We start from the raw sequence: 20,624 nt of genomic DNA on the forward strand, positions 1-20,624 counted from the left end.
TGACGATCACGGCGGGCCAGCCTTGTACCCGACGCCGCGGACGGTCAACACCACCTCGGGGTGCTCCGGGTCGGTCTCGACCTTGGAGCGCAGCCGCTGCACGTGCACGTTCACCAGCCGGGTGTCCGCGGCGTGCCGGTAACCCCAGACCTGCTCCAGGAGCACCTCGCGGGTGAACACCTGGCGCGGCTTGCGGGCGAGCGCGACGAGGAGGTCGAACTCCAGCGGCGTCAGCTGGATCGCGACGCCGTCCCTGGTCACCTCGTGCCCAGGCACGTCGATGGTGAGATCGCCGATCGAGAGCATCTCGGCCGGCTCGGAGTCCGTGCGGCGCAGCCGCGCCCGGACCCGCGCCACGAGCTCCTTGGGCTTGAACGGTTTGACCACGTAGTCGTCCGCGCCCGACTCGAGCCCCAGCACGATGTCGACCGTGTCGCTCTTGGCGGTCAGCATCACGATGGGGACGCCCGACTCGGCGCGAATCGCCTTGCACACGTCGATTCCGTTGATGCCGGGCAACATCAGGTCGAGCAGCACCAGGTCGGGCCTCAGCTCGCGCAGCGCGGGCAACGCCCGGCTGCCCTCGGCGACCACCGCGGTGTCGAAGCCTTCGCCGCGCAGCACGATGGTCAGCATCTCGGCCAGGGCCGGGTCGTCGTCCACTACCAGCACACGTGCCTTCATGGGTACATCGTCGCACTTCGTGAGTGTTGTCCGCGTGGGACCCGCTGATCGTTTTTTCTCGCCCGAGTGATGGACGTTGTAACAACAGCATACGGTCTGACGCTCTACACGTTGAAGGTTGAACCAAGGGGCCGCCACGGAGGTGGTAGATGGGCATCCGGAGGCTCAACCACGCCGTGCTCTACGTGCGGGACGTCGGCCGCAGCGTCGCCTTCTACCGGGACGTGCTCGGGTTCCAGGTGGTGCACGAGCGGCCGACGGCGGCGTTCCTGCGCGCGGCCGACTCCGACAACGACCACGACCTGGGCCTGTTCGGCGTGCGCGGCAACGCGCCGCGGGCCGGCGGGACGGCCGTCGGGCTCTACCACCTCGCGTGGTCGGTGAACACGCTGCCGGAGCTGGCGGGGTTCGCCGAACGACTCGAGCGGGCCGGCGCGCTCGTGGGGTCCTCCGACCACGCGGTGTCGAAGTCGTTGTACGGCAAGGACCCCGACGGGCTGGAGTTCGAGATCTCGTGGTTCGTGCCGCGGGACCGGGTGACGCCGGAGATGACGGCGAGCCCGACGATCGGGCGGTTGGACATCCGCGCGGAGATCGAGCGGTGGGGCGCCGATCTGGTCGGCGCACCCTAGACCTCCCTAGTGCACCAGCAGCTCGGCCAGCGCCTGATAGTCCGGAGTGGACGTTCCGTCGACCACGTGCCACGGGGCCAGCCAGTCGTCCTTGGCCAGGCCGTCGTACACGGCCGCCACGCGCGCCTGCAGGGCCTCGTCCGACTCCCACGTGTCACGCTCGCGGCCGGTCTCCGTCCGGGAGCGGTGCGCGGACCGGGACGCGGCCACCTCCACCGGCACCCTCAGCAGCAGATGCGCGTCGGGGACCGGGAGCCCCAGGCGGTCGATCTCCAGCGACCGCACCCAGTCGACGAACTCGCCGCGGGCGTCCTGGTGCAGGCGGGCCGCACCGAAGGCCGCGTTGGACGCCACGTAACGGTCGAGCAGGACGACGTCATGCGACGCCAGCGCCGAGCGGATCGACGGGGCGGCGCCGTGCCGGTCCAGCGCGTACAGCATCGCCATGCCGTAGACCTCGTGGCCGAAACCGCCGAGCCGGCCGTGCAGCCCGTCGCGCACCAGGTCCGCGTGCACCGACTCGCCGTAGCGCGGGAACGCCAGCCGCACCACGCGGCCGCCCGCGGCACCGACTGCCTCGAATGCCCCGGTGAGGCCCGACGCCACGGTGCGCTTGCCGGCCCCGTCCAGGCCCTCGATCACGATCAGCCGTCCCACGAGCAGGAACCCTACGAGACCGCCCTACGCGAACGGGATGTGCCACCACGGACTGGCCCGGTCGGACGTCAGCAGGTGGTGCGGGCCGCGGACGGACACGTACATGTGGCCGTAGGACTCGTTGTCGAACCGGATCACCCGGCCCAGGGCGTAGCCGGCGCTGAAGTCCGGCCACGACGTGTAGTGCTGGCGGCAGAGCTCACCCGCGCGCAGCACGATCGACTCCGCCGTACGCAGGTCGCAGAACCGGCCGCCGTAGCCCCAGCGCGCCATGTTCACCGCGCGCCCGAAGTCGTAGCCGAACACCGAGTTGACGACCCCGTTCGGCGGCAGGATGCCGTCCGCCTGGAACCTGGCCTCGTAGCGGGTGATCAGGTCCACCGACGCGACCATCGCGTCGATGTCGGGCACGTCCTGCCAGCGCGCCCGGTTCTCCGTGGCCGTGCGCCACGTCGGCAGGTCCCATCCCCCGTCCTGGCGCAGCAGCTGGCGCCGCACGTTCAGCACGGCGTCGATCTCCGTGCCGACGTTGAGGCCCTGGAGCAGCTGGTCGACCTGCCGCTGCCAGTCCTCCGCGGTGGTCACCCCCCAGCCGTCCGCGAGCGTCTCGCGGTTGTCCTGGTAGTCGCGAACCGGGTCGTCGAGGGCGTTCCACGGGTTCGACACGTGCACGGGGATGTGCGCCCCACACGCGAAACCGTGTGCCAGCGGGCCGTAGTACGGGCCCGCGGGGCTGCTGACTACCCCCTCGACATGATCGCAAACCACCACGTTCCGGAGTGTAGAGACACGGGGTGCAACGATGTCCGGGTGCCAGTACGTCCTGCGGATATGAGACTTCTGCGCCTCACGAGCCCACTGTTGCTGCTGGTGCTCGCCGGGTGCGGGGCCGGGGCCGGTGAGCGGATCGGCCCGCCGCCCGACCCGCTGCGCGGGGTCACGTTCGTGTCTAGCGAGATCACCGTCGACGGCAAGTCCCACGAGCTGATGGCCGGGGCCGAGGTGTCGCTGCTGTTCACCGACGACGGCCGGCTGTCGGCCAGGGCCGGCTGCAACACCATGGGCGGGGACGTCCGTACCGACGGCGGCACGCTGGAGGTCGACGAGCTCGCGATGACCGGCGCGGGCTGCGCACCGCCGGGGCACGCGCGCGACGAGTGGCTCGCGGAGGTCCTCGGCGCCAAGCCCTCCTGGCGGCTGGACGGACCGGAGCTGACGGTGCGCACCGGCGCCACCGAGCTCGTGCTCGTCGACCGTGAGATCGCCGAGCCCGACCTGTCGCTCGCCGAGACGAAGTGGGTCGTGGTCACGATCCTGGACGGACAGACCGCGAGCAGCACGCCGGCCGGCGCGACCGCCACGCTGGTGTTCGGCGAGCGCCGGGTCGACATCTTCGGCGGCTGCAACAGCGGGTCCGCCGGCTACACGATGTCCGGCGACACGATCCGCTTCGAGGCCGCCAACCTGACGCTCAAGGCGTGCGAGCCTGACATCATGCGGCTCGAGGCGGCGGTGCTCGACGTGGTCCACGACGAGGTCGCGTTCGAGATCGACGCCGACCGGCTGCGCATGACCCAACCGTCGGGCAAGGGACTCGAGCTACGTGCCGAATGAGCATGGCGAGAAGAACGGTCTGCCGATCCTGTCGTTTCGCGACCAGGCCGAGTTCGCGGCGTGGCTCGCCGAGAGCCACGAGACGAGCGGCGTGTGGATCCGGGTCGCCAAGAAGGACACCGGCATCCCGTCGGTGAACCGCGCCGAGGCGCTGGAGATCGCGCTGCGGTACGGGTGGATCGACGGGACCGCCCAGCGCGTCGACGACACCTACTACGTGCAGAAGTTCACCCCGAGGACCAAACGCAGCCGGTGGTCGAAGATCAACCGCGCGTCCGTGGAGCGGATGATCGCGGCGGGCGAGATGACCCCGGCGGGCATGCTTGAGGTCGAGGCCGCGAAGGCGGACGGGCGCTGGGACGCCGCCTATGCGAGCCCGGCGAACTCGGTCGTCCCCGACGACCTCCGCGAGGCGCTCGACGCCAACCCGAAGGCCGCCGCGTTCTTCGCGACGCTGACCGGCCAGAACCGCTACGCGTTCCTCTACCGGGTGGAGGAGGCCAAGCGGCCGGAGACCCGAGCCCGCCGGATCGAGAAGTTCGTCGCCATGCTCGAAAGAGGCGAATCCCTGCACTGATTGTGTTTCACTGACGGACATGCGCGCTAAGTGGGTAGGAATTGGCGGACTAGCGGCGCTCACGGTCGCCGCCGCGGGCCTCGCGCCCGCCCTGGCCGCCCCGCGGGAGCAGGTGACCGTCGCGGCCGCGAACGACGACCCCGCGTTCGTCCAGGTCTACAACGACAACGTGGAGAACCTGCCGACCGTGGACCTCGCCTGTCCCGGCGACTGGCAGGACCTCGTCTACTACCTCAAACGAGCTCCGCTCAAGCCGGACATCTTCACGATCCAGCAGATCAGCAACCGCTCACAGCTCGACTTCTACCTCGCCCGCCTGTCGAACGACCTCGGCGAGGACTACGCCGGCGTCATCGCCGAGGCCTCGCCCGCCGCGATGAACAGCCCGTGCGGCCCGCCGAAGGACTACCAGACCAACGCGGTGATCTACCGGAAGGCCCGCTTCACCGACCGCGGCCTGGACGCCCGGACCTGGCAGGCGCAGAGCGACGAGAGCGGCTCGTGCGCGAGCAACGACCAGGCCCGGACCAAGGCGGTCAAGGTCATGCTGCACGACAAGATCGCGAACAAGGACCTGACGGTCGCCTCCGTGCACTGGCCGACCGCCGCTTCCGGCGGCACCGCGTGCGCGGACTCCAACGCCCGCGAGACCGCCACGGAGATGACCGAGGACGGCTACGGCGGCAGCCTGCTGATCTTCGGCGGGGACGTCAACATCTCCGACCTCAGTGGCGGTTCGTTCCGCTCCTGGCACCGCCTGCTCAACGGCGACGAGGGCGGCGGCCTCGGCTACCGCGACGCCGGCTACGCGGGCTGCGGCGGCAGCTTGGCGTGCCTGGGCGACAACTGGACGATCGGCGGCAATCGGCGGATCGACTTCGTCTTCGCCCGCAAGCCCGCCGGCGGGCTGCCCGGGGTGACCGGGTTCCACACGATCACGTTCAACGAGGGTGACGCGGCCGACCGGGCCGAGACCGGCACGGACCGCGCCGACCGCGACTACTCCGACCACCGCGCGGTCATGGCCCGCGTCCACTACTGAGACAGGAAGGACGCCTTGCGGACGCTGAACGTCAGCAAGGCGTCCTTCCTGGCCCTGTCAATACCGGTAGTGCTCCGCCTTGAACGGGCCCTCGACGTCCACGTCGATGTACTCGGCCTGCTCCTTGGTCAGCTTGGTGAGCTCGCCGCCGAGCGCCTCCAGGTGGATGCGCGCGACCTTCTCGTCGAGCTTCTTGGGCAGCCGGTACACCTCCTTGTCGTACTCCTCGTTCTTCGTGAACAGCTCGATCTGCGCGATCACCTGGTTGGAGAAGCTGTTCGACATCACGAAGGACGGGTGGCCGGTCGCGTTGCCCAGGTTCAGCAGGCGGCCCTCGGACAGCACGATGATCGAGTGACCGTCCGGGAACACCCACTCGTCGACCTGTGGCTTGATGTTGATCCGCTTGACGCCCGGGTACCGCGCGAGGCCGGCCATGTCGAGCTCGTTGTCGAAGTGGCCGATGTTGCCCAGGATCGCCTGGTGCTTCATCCGGGCCATGTGCTCGGCCATCACCACGTCCTTGTTGCCCGTGGTGGTGATGAGGATGTCCGCCCTGCCCAGCACGGACTCCAGGCGCTGCACGTCGTAGCCGTCCATGGCCGCCTGCAGCGCGCAGATCGGGTCGATCTCCGTGATGATCACCCGCGCGCCCTGGCCGCGCAGCGACTCGGCCGCGCCCTTGCCCACGTCGCCGTAGCCGCACACGACCGCGACCTTGCCGCCGATGAGCACGTCGGTGCCGCGGTTGATGCCGTCGATCAGCGAGTGGCGGATGCCGTAGCGGTTGTCGAACTTCGACTTGGTGACCGCGTCGTTGACGTTGATCGCCGGGAACAGCAGCTCACCCGCGGCCGCCAGCTGGTAGAGCCGCAGCACGCCGGTGGTGGTCTCCTCGGTGACGCCCATGAGCTCGTTGCCCGCGCGGGTCCACTTCTGGGCGTCGGCGGCCAGCGAGTTGCGCAGCGTGTCGAGGATGACCTTCCACTCCTCGGGGTCGTCCGACTCGGCCTGCGGCACGATGCCGGCCGCCTCGTACTGGGTTCCCTTGTGCACCAACAGGGTCGCGTCACCGCCGTCGTCGAGCAACATGTTCGGCGCCGCGCTCGACCCAGCGCCCGAACCACTGCCGCCCGGCCAGGTCAGCATCTTCTCGGTGCACCACCAGTACTCCTCCAGCGTCTCGCCCTTCCAGGCGTAGACCGGGACGCCCTTGGGGTCCTCGGGCGTGCCGTGCGGACCGACCACGACGGCGGCCGCGGCGTGGTCCTGGGTGGAGAAGATGTTGCAGGAGGCCCAGCGGACCTCCGCACCCAGCGACACCAGCGTCTCGATGAGCACCGCGGTCTGCACGGTCATGTGCAGCGATCCCGAGACCCGCGCCCCGCGCAGCGGGTAGACCTCCGCGTACTCGCGCCGGAACGCCATCAGGCCGGGCATCTCGTGCTCGGCGAGGCGGATCTCCTTGCGGCCGAACTCGGCCAGCGAAAGGTCGGCCACCGCGAAGTCCAGGTCACCGACCTTCCTGGCGTACCGAGCCGCGGTCGCGTCCTGGCTGTTTACTGCGGTCATCCCGTGCATCCTCCAAATTCAAAGCCTTCGCCGGAACACTACCGTTACCCGATATTGATCGAGTTGAGTAGTCATGGAGTGAGGGGGAACGGGGCGTGCTAACCGCCGGACCGGGCACCCGCGTGGTGGAGCTGCGCGTCCACGGGCTGATGGGCACGGCCCCGGAAACCCTCGTCTCCTCGGTGGCCGCCGTGGACGTCGCGGGCGACGGGATCGGGCGGATCGTGCAGCCCGCGGACCGGCTGCTGCGCCCGGCGCCCGGGCCGATGCTGCGGGCCGAGGGGCAGTCGATCCCGCGTGTGGTCGAGGGCTACGTGTGGGGCGGCATGACCTCGGGCGGTGCGGCGAAGGCGGCCTGGGCGCTGCTGTTTCCCTTCGCGCTGGCCAACGTGGCGCACTGGATGCTGCCGCCGATCCCGTCCGGGCACCGGCTCGCCCGGTGGCTCGGGCTGGTCAACCGGTCGCTGCTGCGGCTCGCGGCCGTGCTGCTGACGATGCTGCTGGTCACCCAGGCGGCGGTGGTGAGCCTGGACCTGATCGCCGCGCAGTGCCTCGCACCCGGCTCGCCGTGCCTGGCCCGCACGGTGCCGGACTGGCTGCGCGAGGTCTACCTGGTGCGCCCGCTCATCGGGCTCGTGCCCGTGCTGGCGCTGATCTACGTCCTGTACTGGATCTCGTGCGTGGCGTGGGAGGCCGAGGCCGGCGCCCACGCCACGAACCCGCCGCCCACGCCGCCGAACGCGCGGGTGCTGCTGCCGGGCACGAACCTGGTGGCCGATCCGGACACGCCGACGCTGCGCGCGCTGCACCTGCTGGCCGCGCTGTCGACCGTGGCGCTGCTGCCGCTCGGCGGCCCGTTCGCCGCACCGGGCGGCGCGCAGTCGGTGCTGTGGGGGCTGGCGCTGGCGCTGCTCGTGGTGGCGGTGCTGGGCGTGCTCCTGCTGGACGACCCGCGGGGCGTGCACCCGGCACGGGCCGGCCGGTGGCTTCGGGCCGCGCTGGGGCCGGTGACCCGCCGGGTGCTGCTGGCGCTCGGCTGCGGGCTGGTGGCGGCCGCCGCCGCGGCGCAGGACCCGCTGCCGGGGGAGCTGGCCGGGACCGACTCGACGGTCGAGGCGCTGGCGGCGGCGCTGATCGTGCTGGTGGTGCTGTTCGGCCTGCTGCTCGTGCCGGCCGCGCTGGTCGCACGGCAGGAGTGGCGCGGGCGGCCGCGGTCGCTGCGGCCGTGGGCGGGCGGGTGGATGTCGGCGCCGACCGTGGCGGTGGCGGCAGTGCTGGGCGGCGGGTTCGGGGTCGGGCTGGCGGTCGCCGTGCAGCAGCTGGTCGGCGCGTCCGGCGACCTGCCCGACGGCTACCAACCGGTGACGCTGCTGTGGGGCGCGGCCGCGGCGCTCGGCGTGGTGGCGGCCGCGTGCTTCGGCGTGGCGGTGGGCGTGGCGTCGCTGCGGCTGCGGTCCGGGCGGTTCACGAAGGCCGACGCGATGGTGCGGCTGCTGCACGACCGCGACCTGCCGGAGGCGGTCCGGGCCTGGCGGTCGGCCGGCTGGCGGCGGGCGCACCTGCACCACGTCCTGCTGGCGGGCGCGTTCGTGCTGATGGTCGGCGCGCTGGTGGTGCTCGTGGTCCGGGTATGGCGGTTGTCGCTGCCGGCGTGGACGGATCCTTTGTCGACGGTCGGCTTGCTCTCGCTCGGGGTGCTCGCGGGTGCGCTGCTGCGGGCGGTGTACAACGCGGCACGGGCCCCGGCCGCGGGCCGGCAGCTGGGGGTGATCACGGACCTGGCGTGCTTCTGGCCGCGCGAGGCGCACCCGATCGTGCCGCCGTGCTACGCGATGAAGGTGGCGCCGGAGCTGGCCGCGCGGACGGCCGAGCACCTGCGCGACCCGGGCACCCGGGTGGTGCTGATCGGTGACTCGCACGGGAGCCTGCTGGTCGCGGTCGCCGCGGCGCGGCTGCTGAACTCGATGGACGAGCCGGACCGGCGGCGGATCGGGTTGGTGACGGCGGGCTCGCAGCTGCGCTGGGCGTACTGCCGGGCGTTCCCGGCGGTGCTGCCGCTGCCGGCGCTGGGCACGCTGGCGGGCGAGCTGGGGACGCGGTGGCGGTCGCTGTGCCGCGGCACGGACCCGCTCGGCGGCGGGGTCACCACGTGGGACCAGCAGGTGTGCGAGGAGAACCTGCTGGGTGTCGGCTTCCGAGCGGACGGAACGATCGGGCCGCTCGCGGCGGCGACGCGGGCGCCGTCCGGTGCCCTCGTGCTGGGGCTCGACCACTGGCTGCGGGATCCCGCACCGGGCCCGGTCGCGGGGCGGCGGTGGACGCCGGGCGTGCAGCGGCACGCGAACTACCCGGCGAACCCGGAGTGGGACCGGGCGATCGCGATGGCCGCGGGCCTGGACCCGGCCGAGCCGACGCTGGGCCAGCTGGACCTGCTGTTCCCCAGTCCGCCTCCCCGAAATTAAAAGTGTTGGTTGCGTTCCAGCGGATGGTGCGGATGTTCAGTTGATTGTGGCTGGGTGGCGTCACGGTCCCCTGAGGTCACTTTGGTCGGCGCAAGACCTCACACGATGAAGTGCGCCCCCAGCACGGCGTCCGCGGTGTCGGGGTGGCCCGCCTGGGTCAGCAGGCCCGCCGGGCCCAGGAGACCCTGCCGGTCCACGAGCACCTCCGCGTCGCGCAGGACCGGGCCGAGGTGGCGGCGCAGACCCGCCTCGAGGTCCGTCAGGTCCGTGGCGTGCCGGAAGACGCCGCCGGACAGGACGAGCACGCCGGCGCCGCGCGGGCCGAGCCGGCCGTCGACCATGCGGAGATGGCGGCGGACGGCCAGCACCACCGCCAGCCCGGCCAGCGCTAGGTCGACCTCGTGTTCGTCCTGTGTGGACGGTACGAGGTCGACGTGCTCGTGGCGCCGGGCCGCCTCGGCCGCCAGGTGGCCGGGGTCGATCAGGCGCTCGACCCGGGCCTCGGCGACCACGCCCGGCGCGCTGACCCGCATGCCCAGGTCGCCCTCGACCGTTCTGCGGTCCGGGGGCAGTGCGACGGCATGCTCCTCGGACTCCACTGTGGACTCCACTGTGGACACCGCCGAGTAGACGTCGGTCGTGGCGCCGCCGACGTCCACGACGAGGACCGCGCCCGGCCGGTCCTCCCGCGCGGCGAGGACTCCGGCGAGCCGGGACACGCCCGACAGCACCGCGTCCGGGGTCACCGCGCGCACCAGACGGCGCAGGCGCGGCCCGCGGGAGAGGCCCTTGCCGCCGATCACGTGCCGCAGGAACACCTCGCGGATGGCCGCCCGGGCCGGCTCCGGCGCGAGCTCGCCCACGTCCGGCAGCACGTTCGCCGCGGCGATGACCCGCCGTCCGGCGAGCGCCGAGAGCGCCGCCGGCCGCGCGGCGGCGTTGCCCGCCAGCACGATCGGTACCGCGAGGCGCGCCCGCGCCAGGCCGGAGGCGTTGTGCAGCAACACCTTCTCGTCGCCGCCGTCGGTCCCGCCGACCAGCAGCACGACGTCCGGCGCGGCGGCCCGCAGCGCCCGCACGGCGGCCGGGTCCAGCGGGCCGGAGGACACGTGGACGACCTTCGCGCCGGCCGACAGCGCCACCCGGTACCCGGCCTCCGCGCTGACCAGCCGCTCCTGCCCGACGACCGCGAGCCGCAGCCCGCCACCCGCCGACGAGCAGGCCAGCACCGTCGACGCCGCCGGCAGGGCGGCCGTCACCGCGGCGATCCCGTCCAGGACCTCCGGCGGCGTGGTGCGGTGCTGGGCGACCCCGAGCACCGCGCCGTCCGCGGACACCACGACGCCCTTGGTCCACGTCGACCCGACGTCGAGGCAGCGGAACGTCACCGCGGGGTGGCCTTCGGGTCGGCACCCTCCACCGGCAGCTGGGTCGGCGTGGCGCCCCGCAGCCCGAGCAGCGCGTGCCGCCGGCCGTACAGGAAGTAGATCACCATTCCCAGCACCATCCAGGCGACGAACCGCACCCACGTCAGGATCGTCAGGTTCAGCATCAGCCACAGACACGCGAGGATCGCCGCCGGGCCGACGACCGGCAGCGCCGGCACCCGGAACGCCCGGCGCAGGTCGGGGTGCGTACGGCGCAGCACCATCACGCCGGCCGACACGAGGATGAACGCGAACAGCGTACCGACGTTGACCATCTCCTCCAGCTTGCCCGCCGGGAAGAACGTCGCGGCCGCGGCCACCAGGGCGGCCACCAGGATCGTCGCGCGGACCGGCGTGCCGAGCTCGCCCGTGCGCGCCAGCCCGCGCGGGAGCAGGCCGTCGCGGGACATCGCGAACAGGACCCGGACCTGGCCCAGCATCAGCACCATCACGACCGTGGTGAGGCCGGTGAGGGCGCCGACCGAGACGACGTTCGCCGCCCAGTCGACGTCGTTGAGGGCGAAGGCCGTGGCGAGCGTCTGGCGCGTGCCGTCCTCGGCCGTGGCCAGGTCTGTGTAGGGCACCATGCCGGTCACCACGAGCGCGGTCGCCACGTACAGCACGGTGACGATCGCGAGCGAGCCGAGGATGCCGCGCGGCACGGCGCGCTTCGGTTCCCGCGTCTCCTCGGCGGTGGTCGCGACGACGTCGAACCCGATGAACGCGAAGAACACCAGCGACGCGCCCGCGAGCAACCCGAAGACGCCGAACGCGCTGCTCGCCCCGCCCGCGAGCCACGAGAAGACCGTCTGGTCCACGCCGGTCGCCGCCGACTCGGCGGACTGCCCCGGCGGGATGAACGGGGAGTAGTTCGCGGCCGTGACGAACGAGAGCCCGAAGAGGATCACGAACAGCACGATGGCGACCTTGATGGCGGTGATCACCATGCTCACCCGCGAGGACAGCTTGGTGCCGGCCACGAGGAGCACGGCCAGCACGGTGATCAGCAGCAGCGCGCCCCAGTTCACCGACAGGCCGCCGACGTCCGCGGAGGTCCTGACCCCCTCCCCGAACAGGTAGCCGAGCACGGTCTGCAGGTACTCCGACCAGCCGGTGGCCACCGCCGCCGCGCCGACCGCGAACTCCAGCACCAGGTCCCAGCCGATGATCCAGGCCAGGAACTCGCCGAACGTCGCGTAGGAGAACGTGTAGGCGCTGCCGGCGACCGGCACGGTCGAGGCGAACTCCGCATAGCACAACGCGGCCAGCGCGCACGCGACCGCGGCGAGCACGAACGCGAGCGACACCGACGGCCCGGAGAGGTCACCCGCCGTGCTCGCGGTCAGGGTGAAGATGCCGGCGCCGATCACGACCGCGACACCGAAGACCGTGAGATCCCAGGCACTCAGGTTCTTGCGCAGCCTGGACTCCGGCATGTCGGTGTCCGCGATGGACTGCTCGACCGATTTGGTACGCCACAGACCGTTGCCGGGCACGACTCGTCCTCACTCCATCGCTAGTGCCAAGCTCAGTCCATGGTGGGATCGGTGAGCCGGGTTCGCACGACGAGGAGGCGGATGGTCAGGTCGCGGCGGGCGTGCGGTCGAGGTCCGGTTCGAGGTAGATCAGCCGGGCGGCCGGCACCGCCTCGCGGATGCGCCGCTCCGCCGCGTCGATCTCCGTCGCCACCTCGGTCAGCGGGAGGCCCGGTGCCAGCGCGATCTTGGCCGCCACCAGCAGCTCGTCCGGGCCGATGTACTGCGTGCGGATGTGGATCAGCCGCTCCACCCGGCCGTCGACGACCGCCGCGGCGATCGCGTCGGACTCGCGCGGGGTGGCGCCCTCGCCGATCAGCAGGCTCTTCATCTCGATGATCAGGATGATCGCGATCACGCCGAGCAGCGCGCCGATCATGAGCGTGCCGACGGCGTCCCATTCCGCGTCACCGGTGATCACCGAGAGGCCGACACCGAAGAGCGCGAACACCAGACCGAACAGCGCGCCCGCGTCCTCGAGAAGGACGACCGGCAGCTCCGGGCTGCGGGACTGGCGGATGAAGCCCCACCACGAGACGTCACCCTTGACCTTGCGGGACTCGACGATCGCGGTGCGGAAGCTGAACGTCTCCAGGATGATCGCGACCACCAGGATCACGACCGCCACCATCGGCGAGGTCAGCGCCTCGGGGTGCTGCAGCTTGTGGACGCCCTCGTAGATCGCGAACGCCGAGCCGAGGCTGAACAGCATCAGCGCGACGATGAACGAGTAGAAGTACCGGTCCCGGCCGAAACCGAACGGGTGCTCGCGGGTCGCGCTGCGTCGCGAGGTCTTCTGGCCGAGCAGCAGCAGGCCCTGGTTGGACGTGTCGGCGACCGAGTGCACCGACTCGGCCAGCATCGACGACGACCCGGTGATCAGGAAGCCGATGAACTTCGCCACCGCGATCCCCGCGTTCGCCAACAGCGCCGCGATGATCGCCCTGGTTCCGCCGCCTGCAGCCACGGCAACTCCCTAGAGTCGGATTTGTCCCTAATGCCTGCGCGAGCTTAGAGACTCGCCACGCCCGCCGGCTCAGCGCCCGTCGATACTGCCCACCGTCGCGGCGAACAACCGGACCCGCCCGTCTCCCGCCGGTGCGAGCACGACGTCGGGGTCGGCCGCGGGAAGCCACATCGACTGGCCGCGCGTGAGCGTCAGCTCCCGGCCGTCGACCGACGCGGCCCGCGTGCCCCCGTCGACGCACACGAGAATCCGCGGCGCCCCGCCCTCGAGCTTCACCTCCGCGCGCGGGTCGCCGGCGCCGGAGCTCGCGGGGTCCCACTCGATCCGGGACAGCTCGAACTCGGGCGCGCACGTCCGGTAGACCCGGCGCGGCCCGGCGACCTCGCCCGTGCAGACCGCCATGTCGCCGTAGGAGAAGTCCAGCACCCGTAACAGCTCCGGCACGTCGACGTGCTTGGGCGTCAGCCCGCCGCGCAGGACGTTGTCGGAGTTCGCCAGCACCTCCACCGCGGTGCCGTGCAGGTACGTGTGCAGGTTCCCGGCCGGCAGGAAGATCGCCTCGCCCGGCTCGAGCACCAGCCGGTTGAGCAGCAGCGCGGCCAGCACCCCGCAGTCACCCGGGTACCGCTCGCCCAGCTCGAGCACCGTGCGGCACTCGCGCTCGAACTCGCCCTTGGCCCTTACGTGCGCCACGCACGCGTCAAGCAGGTCCGGCAGCAGCGCGTCGATCGCCGGCTGCGGCAACGTGATCCACGTGGTGAACAGCGCCCGCAGGCCCTCCCCGTCGGGCTCCCCGGCGAGCAGGTCGACGTGCGCGGACAGCGCGGGCGTCTCGATCGCACGCAGCAGCTCGACGGTCCGGGCCGGGTCGCGGAACCCGGCCAGCGCGTGGAACTCGGTCAGCGCGCACAGCAGCTCGGGCTTCGCGGCCGGGTCCGGGTAGTTGCGGTTGGCCGCCTCCCGCGGGATGCCGGCCCGCTCCTCGCGCGCGTGGCCCTCCGCCGCCTGGCCCGCCGACGGGTGCGCCTGCAGCGAGAGCGGCTCCTCCGCGGCGAGCACCTTGAGCAGGAACGGCAGCCGGTCGCCCCAGCGTGCGGCGACCGTCGCGCCGAGCTGGCCCGCCGGATCCTCGGCCAGCATGTCGAGCAGCGACCGCTCCGCGCCGTCGTCGCCGACGACCGAGGACGGGTCGCCCGGGTGCGCGCCGAGCCACAGCTCCGCCTCCGGATGCGGCGCCGGCACCTCGCGGCCGAGCAGCGCGGCGATCGTCGTGCGGGAACCCCAGGCGTAGGGGCGGACCCGGTTGTTCAGCAGCTCCATCGGGCCCTCACTCCCGCGGCCTGGCCGGTGCGTAGGTCGTGGTGCCCCCGGTGGTGCCGGCCGCGAGCCCGAGGTAGAGCGCGGCGAGCTGGAACCGCAGCGCGAGCACGGCGGCACAGGTCGTCTCGTCGGCGGTGATCTCCTCGGCCGGGACGAGCAGGTCCGCGGCCGGGAAGGTGTCGACCGCGAGCCGGCGCACCGGGTCGCTCGCGCTGGCGGAGATGGCGAGCAGGAACACCCGCAGCGGCGAGACCTGCGCGGGGTCGACGTCGTCCGGGTCGGCGAAGATGTCGGTACCGGCCGAGGCCCGGGTGGCCGCCCGGTGCAGCGCGGTCCGGCTGGCCGCCTGCGGGTAGGCGGCGACGTCGCTGACGAGGTCGGTGTGCGTGGCGAGCACCTGGGCCGCGTACCACGCGACGCCGGTGGCCACGTCGTCGAGCCCCCACAGCAGCGGGGAGCGCTCGGCGAGCCGCAGCGCGAGCGACTTGGCCGGGTTGACGAACGTCTCGTGCTGCATGTGGTCCCGCTCGGCCTCGCGGTCCAGCTCGTCGGCGACGATGTCGAGGTCGGTGCGCAGCAGCTCCAGCGTGGTGGCGGTGATGAGCCCGCCGGCGAGCGCGCGGTGGAAGCCGAACGGGGGCGGCACGGGCACCCGCGGCGGGACCAGCACGCACTGGCCGGCCGCCGCGGCGGCCACGGGACCCTCCTCGGGCGCGGTCAGCACCACGCCCGCACCGTAGCGGCGGGCGCGGTCGATCGACTCGGCGAGCATCCCGTCGCCGGGGTCGTCGGTGTGCGCGACCACGACGTCCAGCGGTCCGAGCCAGGTCGGCGCGGTGTCGGTGAGCACGACGGGCACCGGGCAGGCCCGGCCGAGCAGCGTGTGCAGGAGCTTCGCGGCCACCGGGCTGAGCCCGGGCCGGGTGATCAGCACCAGCGCGCGGGGCATCCCGCCGGCCAGCCGGGCGATGCCGGCCTCCTGCGCGGCCTCGCTGGTGGCGCGTACCTGGGCACCGGCCATCGCGGCGGCGTGCAGCAGGCCGTCGGTGTCGACCTCGGCGATCCGGTCGAGGTCGTCGAGCAGCGTGTCGTCGACTGTGTTCAATGGTTCGCTCCGCTCACGACTCCTTCCCACCACCGCCGGGCTCGATCGCCTCGTCGAGCAGCAGCACCGGAATGCCGTCCTCGACGCGGAACTGGCGCCCGCACGAGGTGCAGGTCAGCACGTCCGCCTCGGGATCGCCGGGGCTGCCCACGGTCAGCGGGGCGTGGTCGTCCGACGGACACGCCAGGATCTCGAGCAGCTGCGGGTCCAGCTGGACTGCCATCGCGTTCTCCTCCTGTGTCAGGCCGCTGTGTCAAGCCGCTGTGTCAGGCCCGGACGATCCCCAGCACCTCGTCGCACAACGCCGCCACCGCGGCGGCGTCGGCCGCCTCGACGTTCAGGCGCAGCAGCGGCTCGGTGTTCGACGGGCGGATGTTGAACCAGCCACCACTGGGCAGCTCGACCGTGAGACCGTCCAGCTCGTCGACGTGCACGCCGTCGCGGCCGGCGAACGCGTCCTTGACGGCGGCCATCCGGCCGGCCTGGTCCCCGACCGTCGAGTTGATCTCCCCGGACGCGGCGTAGCGGGTGTACGCCGAGGTCAGCTCGGACAGCGGGCCGTCCTGCTCGCCCAGCGCCGCGAGCATGTGCAGCGCGGCGAGCATGCCGGTGTCGGCCCGCCAGAAGTCGCGGAAGTAGTAGTGCGCGGAGTGCTCGCCGCCGAAGATCGCGCCGGTGCGCGCCATCTCGGCCTTGATGAACGAGTGGCCGACCCGGGTACGGACCGGCTTGCCGCCGTGCTCGGCGACGATCTCCGGCACGGCCTTGGACGTGATCAGGTTGTGGATCACCGTGGCGCCCGGCTCCTTCCCGAGCTCGCGGGCGGCGACCAGCGCGGTGATCGCGCTCGGCGGAACCGGCTCGCCGACCTCGTCGACGAGGAAGCAGCGGTCGGCGTCGCCGTCGAACGCGATGCCCGCGTCCGCGCCGATCTCGCGCACCTTCGCCTGCAGGTCCACGAGGTTCTTCGGATCGAGCGGGTTCGCCTCGTGGTTGGGGAAGGTGCCGTCGAGCTCGAAGTACATCGGCACGACCTCGATCGGCAGCCCCTCGAACACGGCCGGCACGGTGTGCCCGCCCATGCCGTTGCCGGCGTCGACCGCGATCTTCAGCGGCCGGCTGGACGTGAGGTCCACGAGCTCGTGCAGGTAGCCGACGTAGCCGGCGAGCAGGTCGCGGGTCTCGAGCGTGCCGGGGGTCCGGCCCACCGACGGCGGTGTGTCCGCCTCGACCTCGCGCTGGATGTCGGTGAGCCCGGTGTCCTGGCCGACGGGCGAGGCGCCGGCCCGGCACAGCTTGATCCCGTTGTACTCGGCGGGGTTGTGGCTCGCGGTGAACATGGCGCCGGGCAGGTCGAGGCTGCCGGAGGCGTAGTAGAGCAGGTCGGTGCTGGCGAGCCCGATCATGATGACGTCGACGCCCTCGGTCAGCACGCCGTCGGCGAAGGCGCCCGCGAGGTCGGGCGAGGAGGCCCGCATGTCGTGGCCGATGACGATCGCGGACCCGCCGACGAGTCGGGCGAACGCGGCGCCGGTGTTGCGGACGAGGTCCGAGTCGAGTTGTTCGCCGACGATCCCGCGGATGTCGTAGGCCTTGAAGACGCCGGACAGGTCACGCACCAGAGCTCCCGGGACGGTCAACGGATGTGGCTCGCAGCCTACCGGCGAGGCGGCCGGGGTAGCTCGGGGCGTTACTCGGTGACCGGGTCCGGCAGGACACGCAGGTGCCCGCGGCGGCCGGCGGGCGCCGGCTCGGGCGGCTCGATGGGCCGGTCCGGGCGGCCCGCCTCGCGGACGGCCTCGGCGAGCGCGGTCAGGTCGTCGACCGACGGCTCGGGAGCGGCGAACTCGCCGTCGTGCCGGACGACCTCCCAGCCGCGCGGCACGGTCAGCCGCAGGGCGTGCTCCTCGCAGAGGTCGTAGCTGTGCGGCTCGGAGTAGGTGGCGAGCGGGCCGACGACCGCGGTCGAGTCGGCGTAGGCGTACGTCAGCGTCGCCACCGCCGGGTTACCGCACCCGGTCCGCGAACACTTCCGCACGCTCCGCACGATCGAGGACGATAGCGCCTCACCGGCTTCGTGGCAGGTAGGCGCACCGTTGTGGTTTTCGTGTCCGGCGGGGCGGGACGGCCGCGCGGGCGCGCGGCCAGGGGTCCGCGGGCCGCACCCCGGTACCCTCGGCAGGTGACCACCACACGCCGCCACCGGGAGCGGCACCGGCGCCGGCCCAACCGGGACCGGCACGGCAGGGGGCTGCGCGGATCGCTGTACCCGTCGACCCTGCCGGCCGCCTCCACGCGCTCGGAGCGGTTCGACGCGCTGGTGTTGGGGGCGCTCGAGCCGATCGAGGCCCGGTGGCGCACGGAGCTGACCGAGCTCGACATCGCGGTGGACGACGTGCCGGACGTGCGCGGCGCGGAGCGGACGCAGCTGCCGCTCGACGGCCTGCTCGCGGACGCGGGCGTGCCCCTGGCCCGGCTGGTGCCGGCGGGCATGGACCGGCGCGGGATGCCGACGAAGGCACGCATCGTGCTGTTCCGCCGCCCGCTCGAGGCCCGCGCCCGCGACGGCGCCGACCTCGTGGACCTCGTCCACCACGTCCTAGTGGAGCAGGTGGCCAGCTACCTCAACCTCGACCCCGGCGTCATCGAAGGCGACTGACCCCGCGAGTCCAACATTCCGAACCCGCGAGTCCAACACTCCGAACCCGCGAGTCCAACACTCCGGACCGGCGAGGTCAACGTTCCGAACGTTGGACTCGCGGGTCTCGAACGTTGGACTCGCGGGTTCCCGGCGTTGGACTCGCGGGTTCCCGGCGTTGGACTCGCGGAGTCAGTGGGGGCGGCGGCCGGGGATGGCGGTCAGCAGCACGAACAGGACCATCGCCGCCTGGGTGAGCAGCAGGACGCTGCGCAGGGCGGTCGGCTGCTCGACCCGGACGTCCGCCGCGCGGATCGGGACCGAGACGCCCACCAGGTGCCCCCACGCACGCACCACGGGCACCGGCCGACCGTCCACAGTGGCCTGCCAGCCCGGCTCCTCCTCGGCGGCGAGCACCAGCAGCCGGCCGGCCGGCCCGTCGGACACCCGGACCGCGACCGCCGGCGGGGACGCCTCGACCGGCACGATCCCCGGTGCGCCGAGCTCGGTCGGCGGCGGGCTCGCGGTGATCGCGCGGCGCGCCTGCTCCGGGGACAGCAGCGTGACCGGACCGGCCGCCGGCTGCAGCCGCAGCACAGGCCGGCCGTCGGTCGCCGGCGGCGCGGCCGCCACGAGGTCGCCGGCCGCCCCGGCCAGCCGCGCACCCTCGTCCACGGACGGCGCCACGACGAACAGCACGCCCGCCGCCGCGGCCTCGGCCACCGCGGTCCGCACCTGGTCCGCACCCGGTCCGGACCGCCCCGACCCGCCCGCGTCCCGAGCCGCCCCCAGGCTCTCGGCGAGCCGGGCCAGGCTCGCGCCGGCGTTCGCGGGCGCGAGGTCGTCGTCGCCGAGGCGGGGCAGGCGGCCGGCGGCCATCCGGGCGGGCTCGTCCCCGTGCGGCAGCACCAGCACCGAGCGGCCGGTCACCGCGAGCTCGCGGACGAGCGTGGTGGCCAGCAGCGGCTCCCGCTCGTCGTCCAGCGGCCCGGCCGGCCCGGCGACCAGCGCGCCCGCCGCGAGCCCGACGACCCCGAGCACGCCAAGCCCGGCCGCGATCCGCACGCCGACCCAGCCCCCGCCCGCGCGCCCATCCGCACGCCCGCCCGCGTGCGGGCCCGACCGCGGCACGGAGCCGGTCCGGCACGCACCCAGCACGGCCAGCAGCAACCCCCAGCCGACGACCAGCAGCCCGGCCCCGGCCCACCCGACCTCCGCCGGCCCACCGGTCAGCGGCACCGCCGGGACCTGCCGCACGAACCAGACCGCCAGCCCGCCGAGCAACGCGAGCGCCAGCCCCGGCAGCACGGCCCGCCGCGGCCGCATCACGAGACCGGCGAGCGCGGCGACCACGACCAGCAGCCCGACGAACGGCCACGCCCCCGGCCCGCCCGGGTCGAGGGTCAGCAATTCCACGAGCGACGTGCCGACCGGCCCGACCCGCGCGCCCACGCCGTGCAGCACGACGCCCGGATGCTGGATCAGCACCGCCGGCCAGGGCAACAGCAGCGCGAGCGGCATCAGCACGAGCACGAACAGCGCGGTCACCCGCCGCCGACCGTCCCCGCGCCGGCCGGGCACCAGCACGAACCCCGCGAGCGCGTAACCGACGAGCAGCAGGTGCACGAGCGGCGCGAACGCCCCCAGCACGGCGAGCCCGAACGCGGAGGCCGCCGCGATCGACAGCCAGCGGGTGGAGTCGGCCGGCGAGCGACCGAGCAGCGACACGACGCCGGCCGTGACGAGCGGCAGCAGGATGTGCGCGACCACCACGTCCAGTCGCCCCTGCGAGACGGCCGCGGTGGCGGTCGGCAGCAACGCGTACGCGGCCGCGACGAGCGCCCGCACCCAGCGGTCCACCGGCAGGCCGCGGGTGGCCACGTAGGCGGCGAGCCCGGCCAGCGGCAGGTCGCCGATCAGCAGCACCGCCACCGCCGCCGGCACGCCACCGAGCGGAGCGAGCACCGCGCCGAGCCCGCCGAGGACCGCGAGCGCGGCCGGGGCGGGTGCCGCGGTGCCGCCGGCGACCGGGTGCCAGGTGGCGAGGTATGCCGACCAGATCTCGGCGAGGCCGGGCACCGGCAGCAGGCGGCCGCCGGCGAGGTCCGTGCCCAGCCGCGCGGAGTTGAGCCAGAGGCCCAGCCCGAGCAGCGTCACCACCAGCACGACCGGCGGCGACAGCAGCACCTGACGCGCGAGCCGGGCCCGGTCCACCCGCACGAGCACCAGGTCCGGACGCGCGACCGGAGTCCCGTCGCGCGGCACCGGCGAGGGTCTGGGCCGGGGCGAGGGCCGCAGCCCCGGCGGCAGCTCGGCGTCGGACAGCGTGAGCGACACGGCGACCGCGGTGGCCGGCCGGCGCAGCCCGGCGGGACGGCGGGGCCGGCCGGAC

At 73.1% G+C, this 20,624-nt stretch carries 18 protein-coding genes and 1 pseudogene; 6 read left to right on the forward strand and 13 right to left on the reverse strand.

Annotation, left to right across the window (positions count from 1 at the left end; translation table 11 throughout):
• Window positions 1–6: 6 nt before the first annotated feature.
• Window positions 7–684: an MtrAB system response regulator MtrA gene (gene mtrA, locus ACRDTB_RS18310; protein WP_431431796.1), complete on the reverse strand. Its 678-nt coding sequence runs from the start codon at window positions 682–684 to the stop codon at window positions 7–9.
• A gap of 149 nt (window positions 685–833) precedes the next feature.
• Between mtrA and ACRDTB_RS18315 the strand changes: the two genes are divergently transcribed.
• Entirely contained in the window at window positions 834–1,316 is a 483-nt protein-coding gene (locus ACRDTB_RS18315) for a VOC family protein (RefSeq protein ID WP_431431798.1), read from the forward strand.
• Between the two features lie 6 nt (window positions 1,317–1,322).
• On the opposite strand, the gene ACRDTB_RS18320 is transcribed toward ACRDTB_RS18315, so the two are convergent.
• On the reverse strand, window positions 1,323–1,973 hold the full coding sequence (locus tag ACRDTB_RS18320) for a dTMP kinase (RefSeq protein ID WP_431431799.1): 651 nt from the start codon (window positions 1,971–1,973) through the stop codon (window positions 1,323–1,325).
• Window positions 1,974–1,997: 24 nt separating this feature from the next.
• On the reverse strand, window positions 1,998–2,744 hold the full coding sequence (locus ACRDTB_RS18325; RefSeq protein WP_431431800.1) for a DUF1266 domain-containing protein: 747 nt from the start codon (window positions 2,742–2,744) through the stop codon (window positions 1,998–2,000).
• Window positions 2,745–2,804: 60 nt separating this feature from the next.
• Here ACRDTB_RS18325 and ACRDTB_RS18330 point away from each other — a divergent pair, with 60 nt between their 5' ends.
• From ACRDTB_RS18330 to ACRDTB_RS18340, 3 genes are read left to right on the forward strand one after another with little or no spacing between them, the layout of a single operon-like run.
• The gene (locus tag ACRDTB_RS18330; protein ID WP_431431801.1) at window positions 2,805–3,587 is read left to right on the forward strand and encodes an META domain-containing protein; all 783 of its coding nucleotides are present in this window, start codon (window positions 2,805–2,807) and stop codon (window positions 3,585–3,587) included.
• The gene (locus ACRDTB_RS18335; RefSeq protein ID WP_431431803.1) at window positions 3,577–4,164 is read left to right on the forward strand and encodes a YdeI/OmpD-associated family protein; all 588 of its coding nucleotides are present in this window, start codon (window positions 3,577–3,579) and stop codon (window positions 4,162–4,164) included. The genes ACRDTB_RS18330 and ACRDTB_RS18335 overlap by 11 nt, the downstream gene beginning before the upstream one ends.
• 19 nt (window positions 4,165–4,183) lie before the next feature.
• Entirely contained in the window at window positions 4,184–5,206 is a 1,023-nt protein-coding gene (locus ACRDTB_RS18340; RefSeq protein ID WP_431431805.1) for a hypothetical protein, read from the forward strand.
• Between the two features lie 57 nt (window positions 5,207–5,263).
• Here ACRDTB_RS18340 and ahcY read toward each other — a convergent pair whose 3' ends face one another.
• Complete coding sequence (ahcY, locus tag ACRDTB_RS18345; protein WP_431431807.1) at window positions 5,264–6,778, reverse strand: adenosylhomocysteinase; 1,515 nt, start codon at window positions 6,776–6,778, stop codon at window positions 5,264–5,266.
• 95 nt (window positions 6,779–6,873) lie between these two features.
• Here ahcY and ACRDTB_RS18350 point away from each other — a divergent pair, with 95 nt between their 5' ends.
• The gene (locus ACRDTB_RS18350; RefSeq protein ID WP_431431809.1) at window positions 6,874–9,240 is read left to right on the forward strand and encodes a hypothetical protein; all 2,367 of its coding nucleotides are present in this window, start codon (window positions 6,874–6,876) and stop codon (window positions 9,238–9,240) included.
• Window positions 9,241–9,338: 98 nt separating this feature from the next.
• Here ACRDTB_RS18350 and ACRDTB_RS18355 read toward each other — a convergent pair whose 3' ends face one another.
• The 8 genes from ACRDTB_RS18355 to ACRDTB_RS18390 all read right to left on the reverse strand — a co-directional run bounded on the left by ACRDTB_RS18355 (window position 9,339) and on the right by ACRDTB_RS18390 (window position 17,641).
• On the reverse strand, window positions 9,339–10,628 hold the full coding sequence (locus tag ACRDTB_RS18355) for a glutamate mutase L (RefSeq protein ID WP_431431811.1): 1,290 nt from the start codon (window positions 10,626–10,628) through the stop codon (window positions 9,339–9,341).
• Window positions 10,625–12,163: an amino acid permease gene (locus tag ACRDTB_RS18360; protein ID WP_431431813.1), complete on the reverse strand. Its 1,539-nt coding sequence runs from the start codon at window positions 12,161–12,163 to the stop codon at window positions 10,625–10,627. Before ACRDTB_RS18360 ends, ACRDTB_RS18355 begins: the two co-directional genes overlap by 4 nt.
• Before the next feature lie 85 nt (window positions 12,164–12,248).
• Window positions 12,249–13,169, reverse strand: coding sequence for a cation diffusion facilitator family transporter (locus ACRDTB_RS18365; protein WP_431431814.1), 921 nt, complete (start codon window positions 13,167–13,169; stop codon window positions 12,249–12,251).
• Window positions 13,170–13,238: 69 nt separating this feature from the next.
• Window positions 13,239–14,489: a mannose-6-phosphate isomerase, class I gene (gene manA, locus ACRDTB_RS18370; protein ID WP_431431817.1), complete on the reverse strand. Its 1,251-nt coding sequence runs from the start codon at window positions 14,487–14,489 to the stop codon at window positions 13,239–13,241.
• 7 nt (window positions 14,490–14,496) lie between these two features.
• Window positions 14,497–15,594 (reverse strand): hypothetical protein, encoded by a 1,098-nt coding sequence (locus tag ACRDTB_RS18375; protein WP_431431819.1) that lies wholly within the window; start codon window positions 15,592–15,594, stop codon window positions 14,497–14,499.
• 13 nt (window positions 15,595–15,607) lie between these two features.
• Window positions 15,608–15,817, reverse strand: coding sequence for a Trm112 family protein (locus ACRDTB_RS18380; protein WP_431431821.1), 210 nt, complete (start codon window positions 15,815–15,817; stop codon window positions 15,608–15,610).
• Window positions 15,818–15,860: 43 nt separating this feature from the next.
• The gene (locus ACRDTB_RS18385) at window positions 15,861–17,213 is read right to left on the reverse strand and encodes a phosphomannomutase/phosphoglucomutase (RefSeq protein WP_431431823.1); all 1,353 of its coding nucleotides are present in this window, start codon (window positions 17,211–17,213) and stop codon (window positions 15,861–15,863) included.
• A gap of 71 nt (window positions 17,214–17,284) precedes the next feature.
• Window positions 17,285–17,641, reverse strand: coding sequence for a DUF3499 domain-containing protein (locus ACRDTB_RS18390; RefSeq protein WP_431431824.1), 357 nt, complete (start codon window positions 17,639–17,641; stop codon window positions 17,285–17,287).
• Between the two features lie 135 nt (window positions 17,642–17,776).
• Here ACRDTB_RS18390 and ACRDTB_RS18395 point away from each other — a divergent pair, with 135 nt between their 5' ends.
• Entirely contained in the window at window positions 17,777–18,253 is a 477-nt protein-coding gene (locus tag ACRDTB_RS18395; protein WP_431431826.1) for a metallopeptidase family protein, read from the forward strand.
• Window positions 18,254–18,424: 171 nt separating this feature from the next.
• On the opposite strand, the pseudogene ACRDTB_RS18400 reads toward ACRDTB_RS18395, so the two are convergent.
• Window positions 18,425–20,624: pseudogene (locus ACRDTB_RS18400) on the reverse strand (glycosyltransferase); the annotation flags it as partial.

It is taken from the genome of Actinophytocola sp., assembly GCF_050699935.1.
In the GTDB taxonomy this organism is placed as follows: Bacteria; Actinomycetota; Actinomycetes; order Mycobacteriales; family Pseudonocardiaceae; genus Actinophytocola.

Excerpts from the sequence above, each read along its gene's own strand:
- ACRDTB_RS18340 (WP_431431805.1), top strand. The coding sequence starts at position 4,184 with ATGCGCGCTAAGTGGGTAGGAATTGGCGGACTAGCGGCGCTCACGGTC.
- manA (WP_431431817.1), bottom strand. The coding sequence starts at position 14,489 with ATGGAGCTGCTGAACAACCGGGTCCGCCCCTACGCCTGGGGTTCCCGC.
- mtrA (WP_431431796.1), bottom strand. The coding sequence starts at position 684 with ATGAAGGCACGTGTGCTGGTAGTGGACGACGACCCGGCCCTGGCCGAG.
- ACRDTB_RS18380 (WP_431431821.1), bottom strand. The coding sequence starts at position 15,817 with ATGGCAGTCCAGCTGGACCCGCAGCTGCTCGAGATCCTGGCGTGTCCG.
- ahcY (WP_431431807.1), bottom strand. The coding sequence starts at position 6,778 with ATGACCGCAGTAAACAGCCAGGACGCGACCGCGGCTCGGTACGCCAGG.
- ACRDTB_RS18315 (WP_431431798.1), top strand. The coding sequence starts at position 834 with ATGGGCATCCGGAGGCTCAACCACGCCGTGCTCTACGTGCGGGACGTC.
- ACRDTB_RS18330 (WP_431431801.1), top strand. The coding sequence starts at position 2,805 with ATGAGACTTCTGCGCCTCACGAGCCCACTGTTGCTGCTGGTGCTCGCC.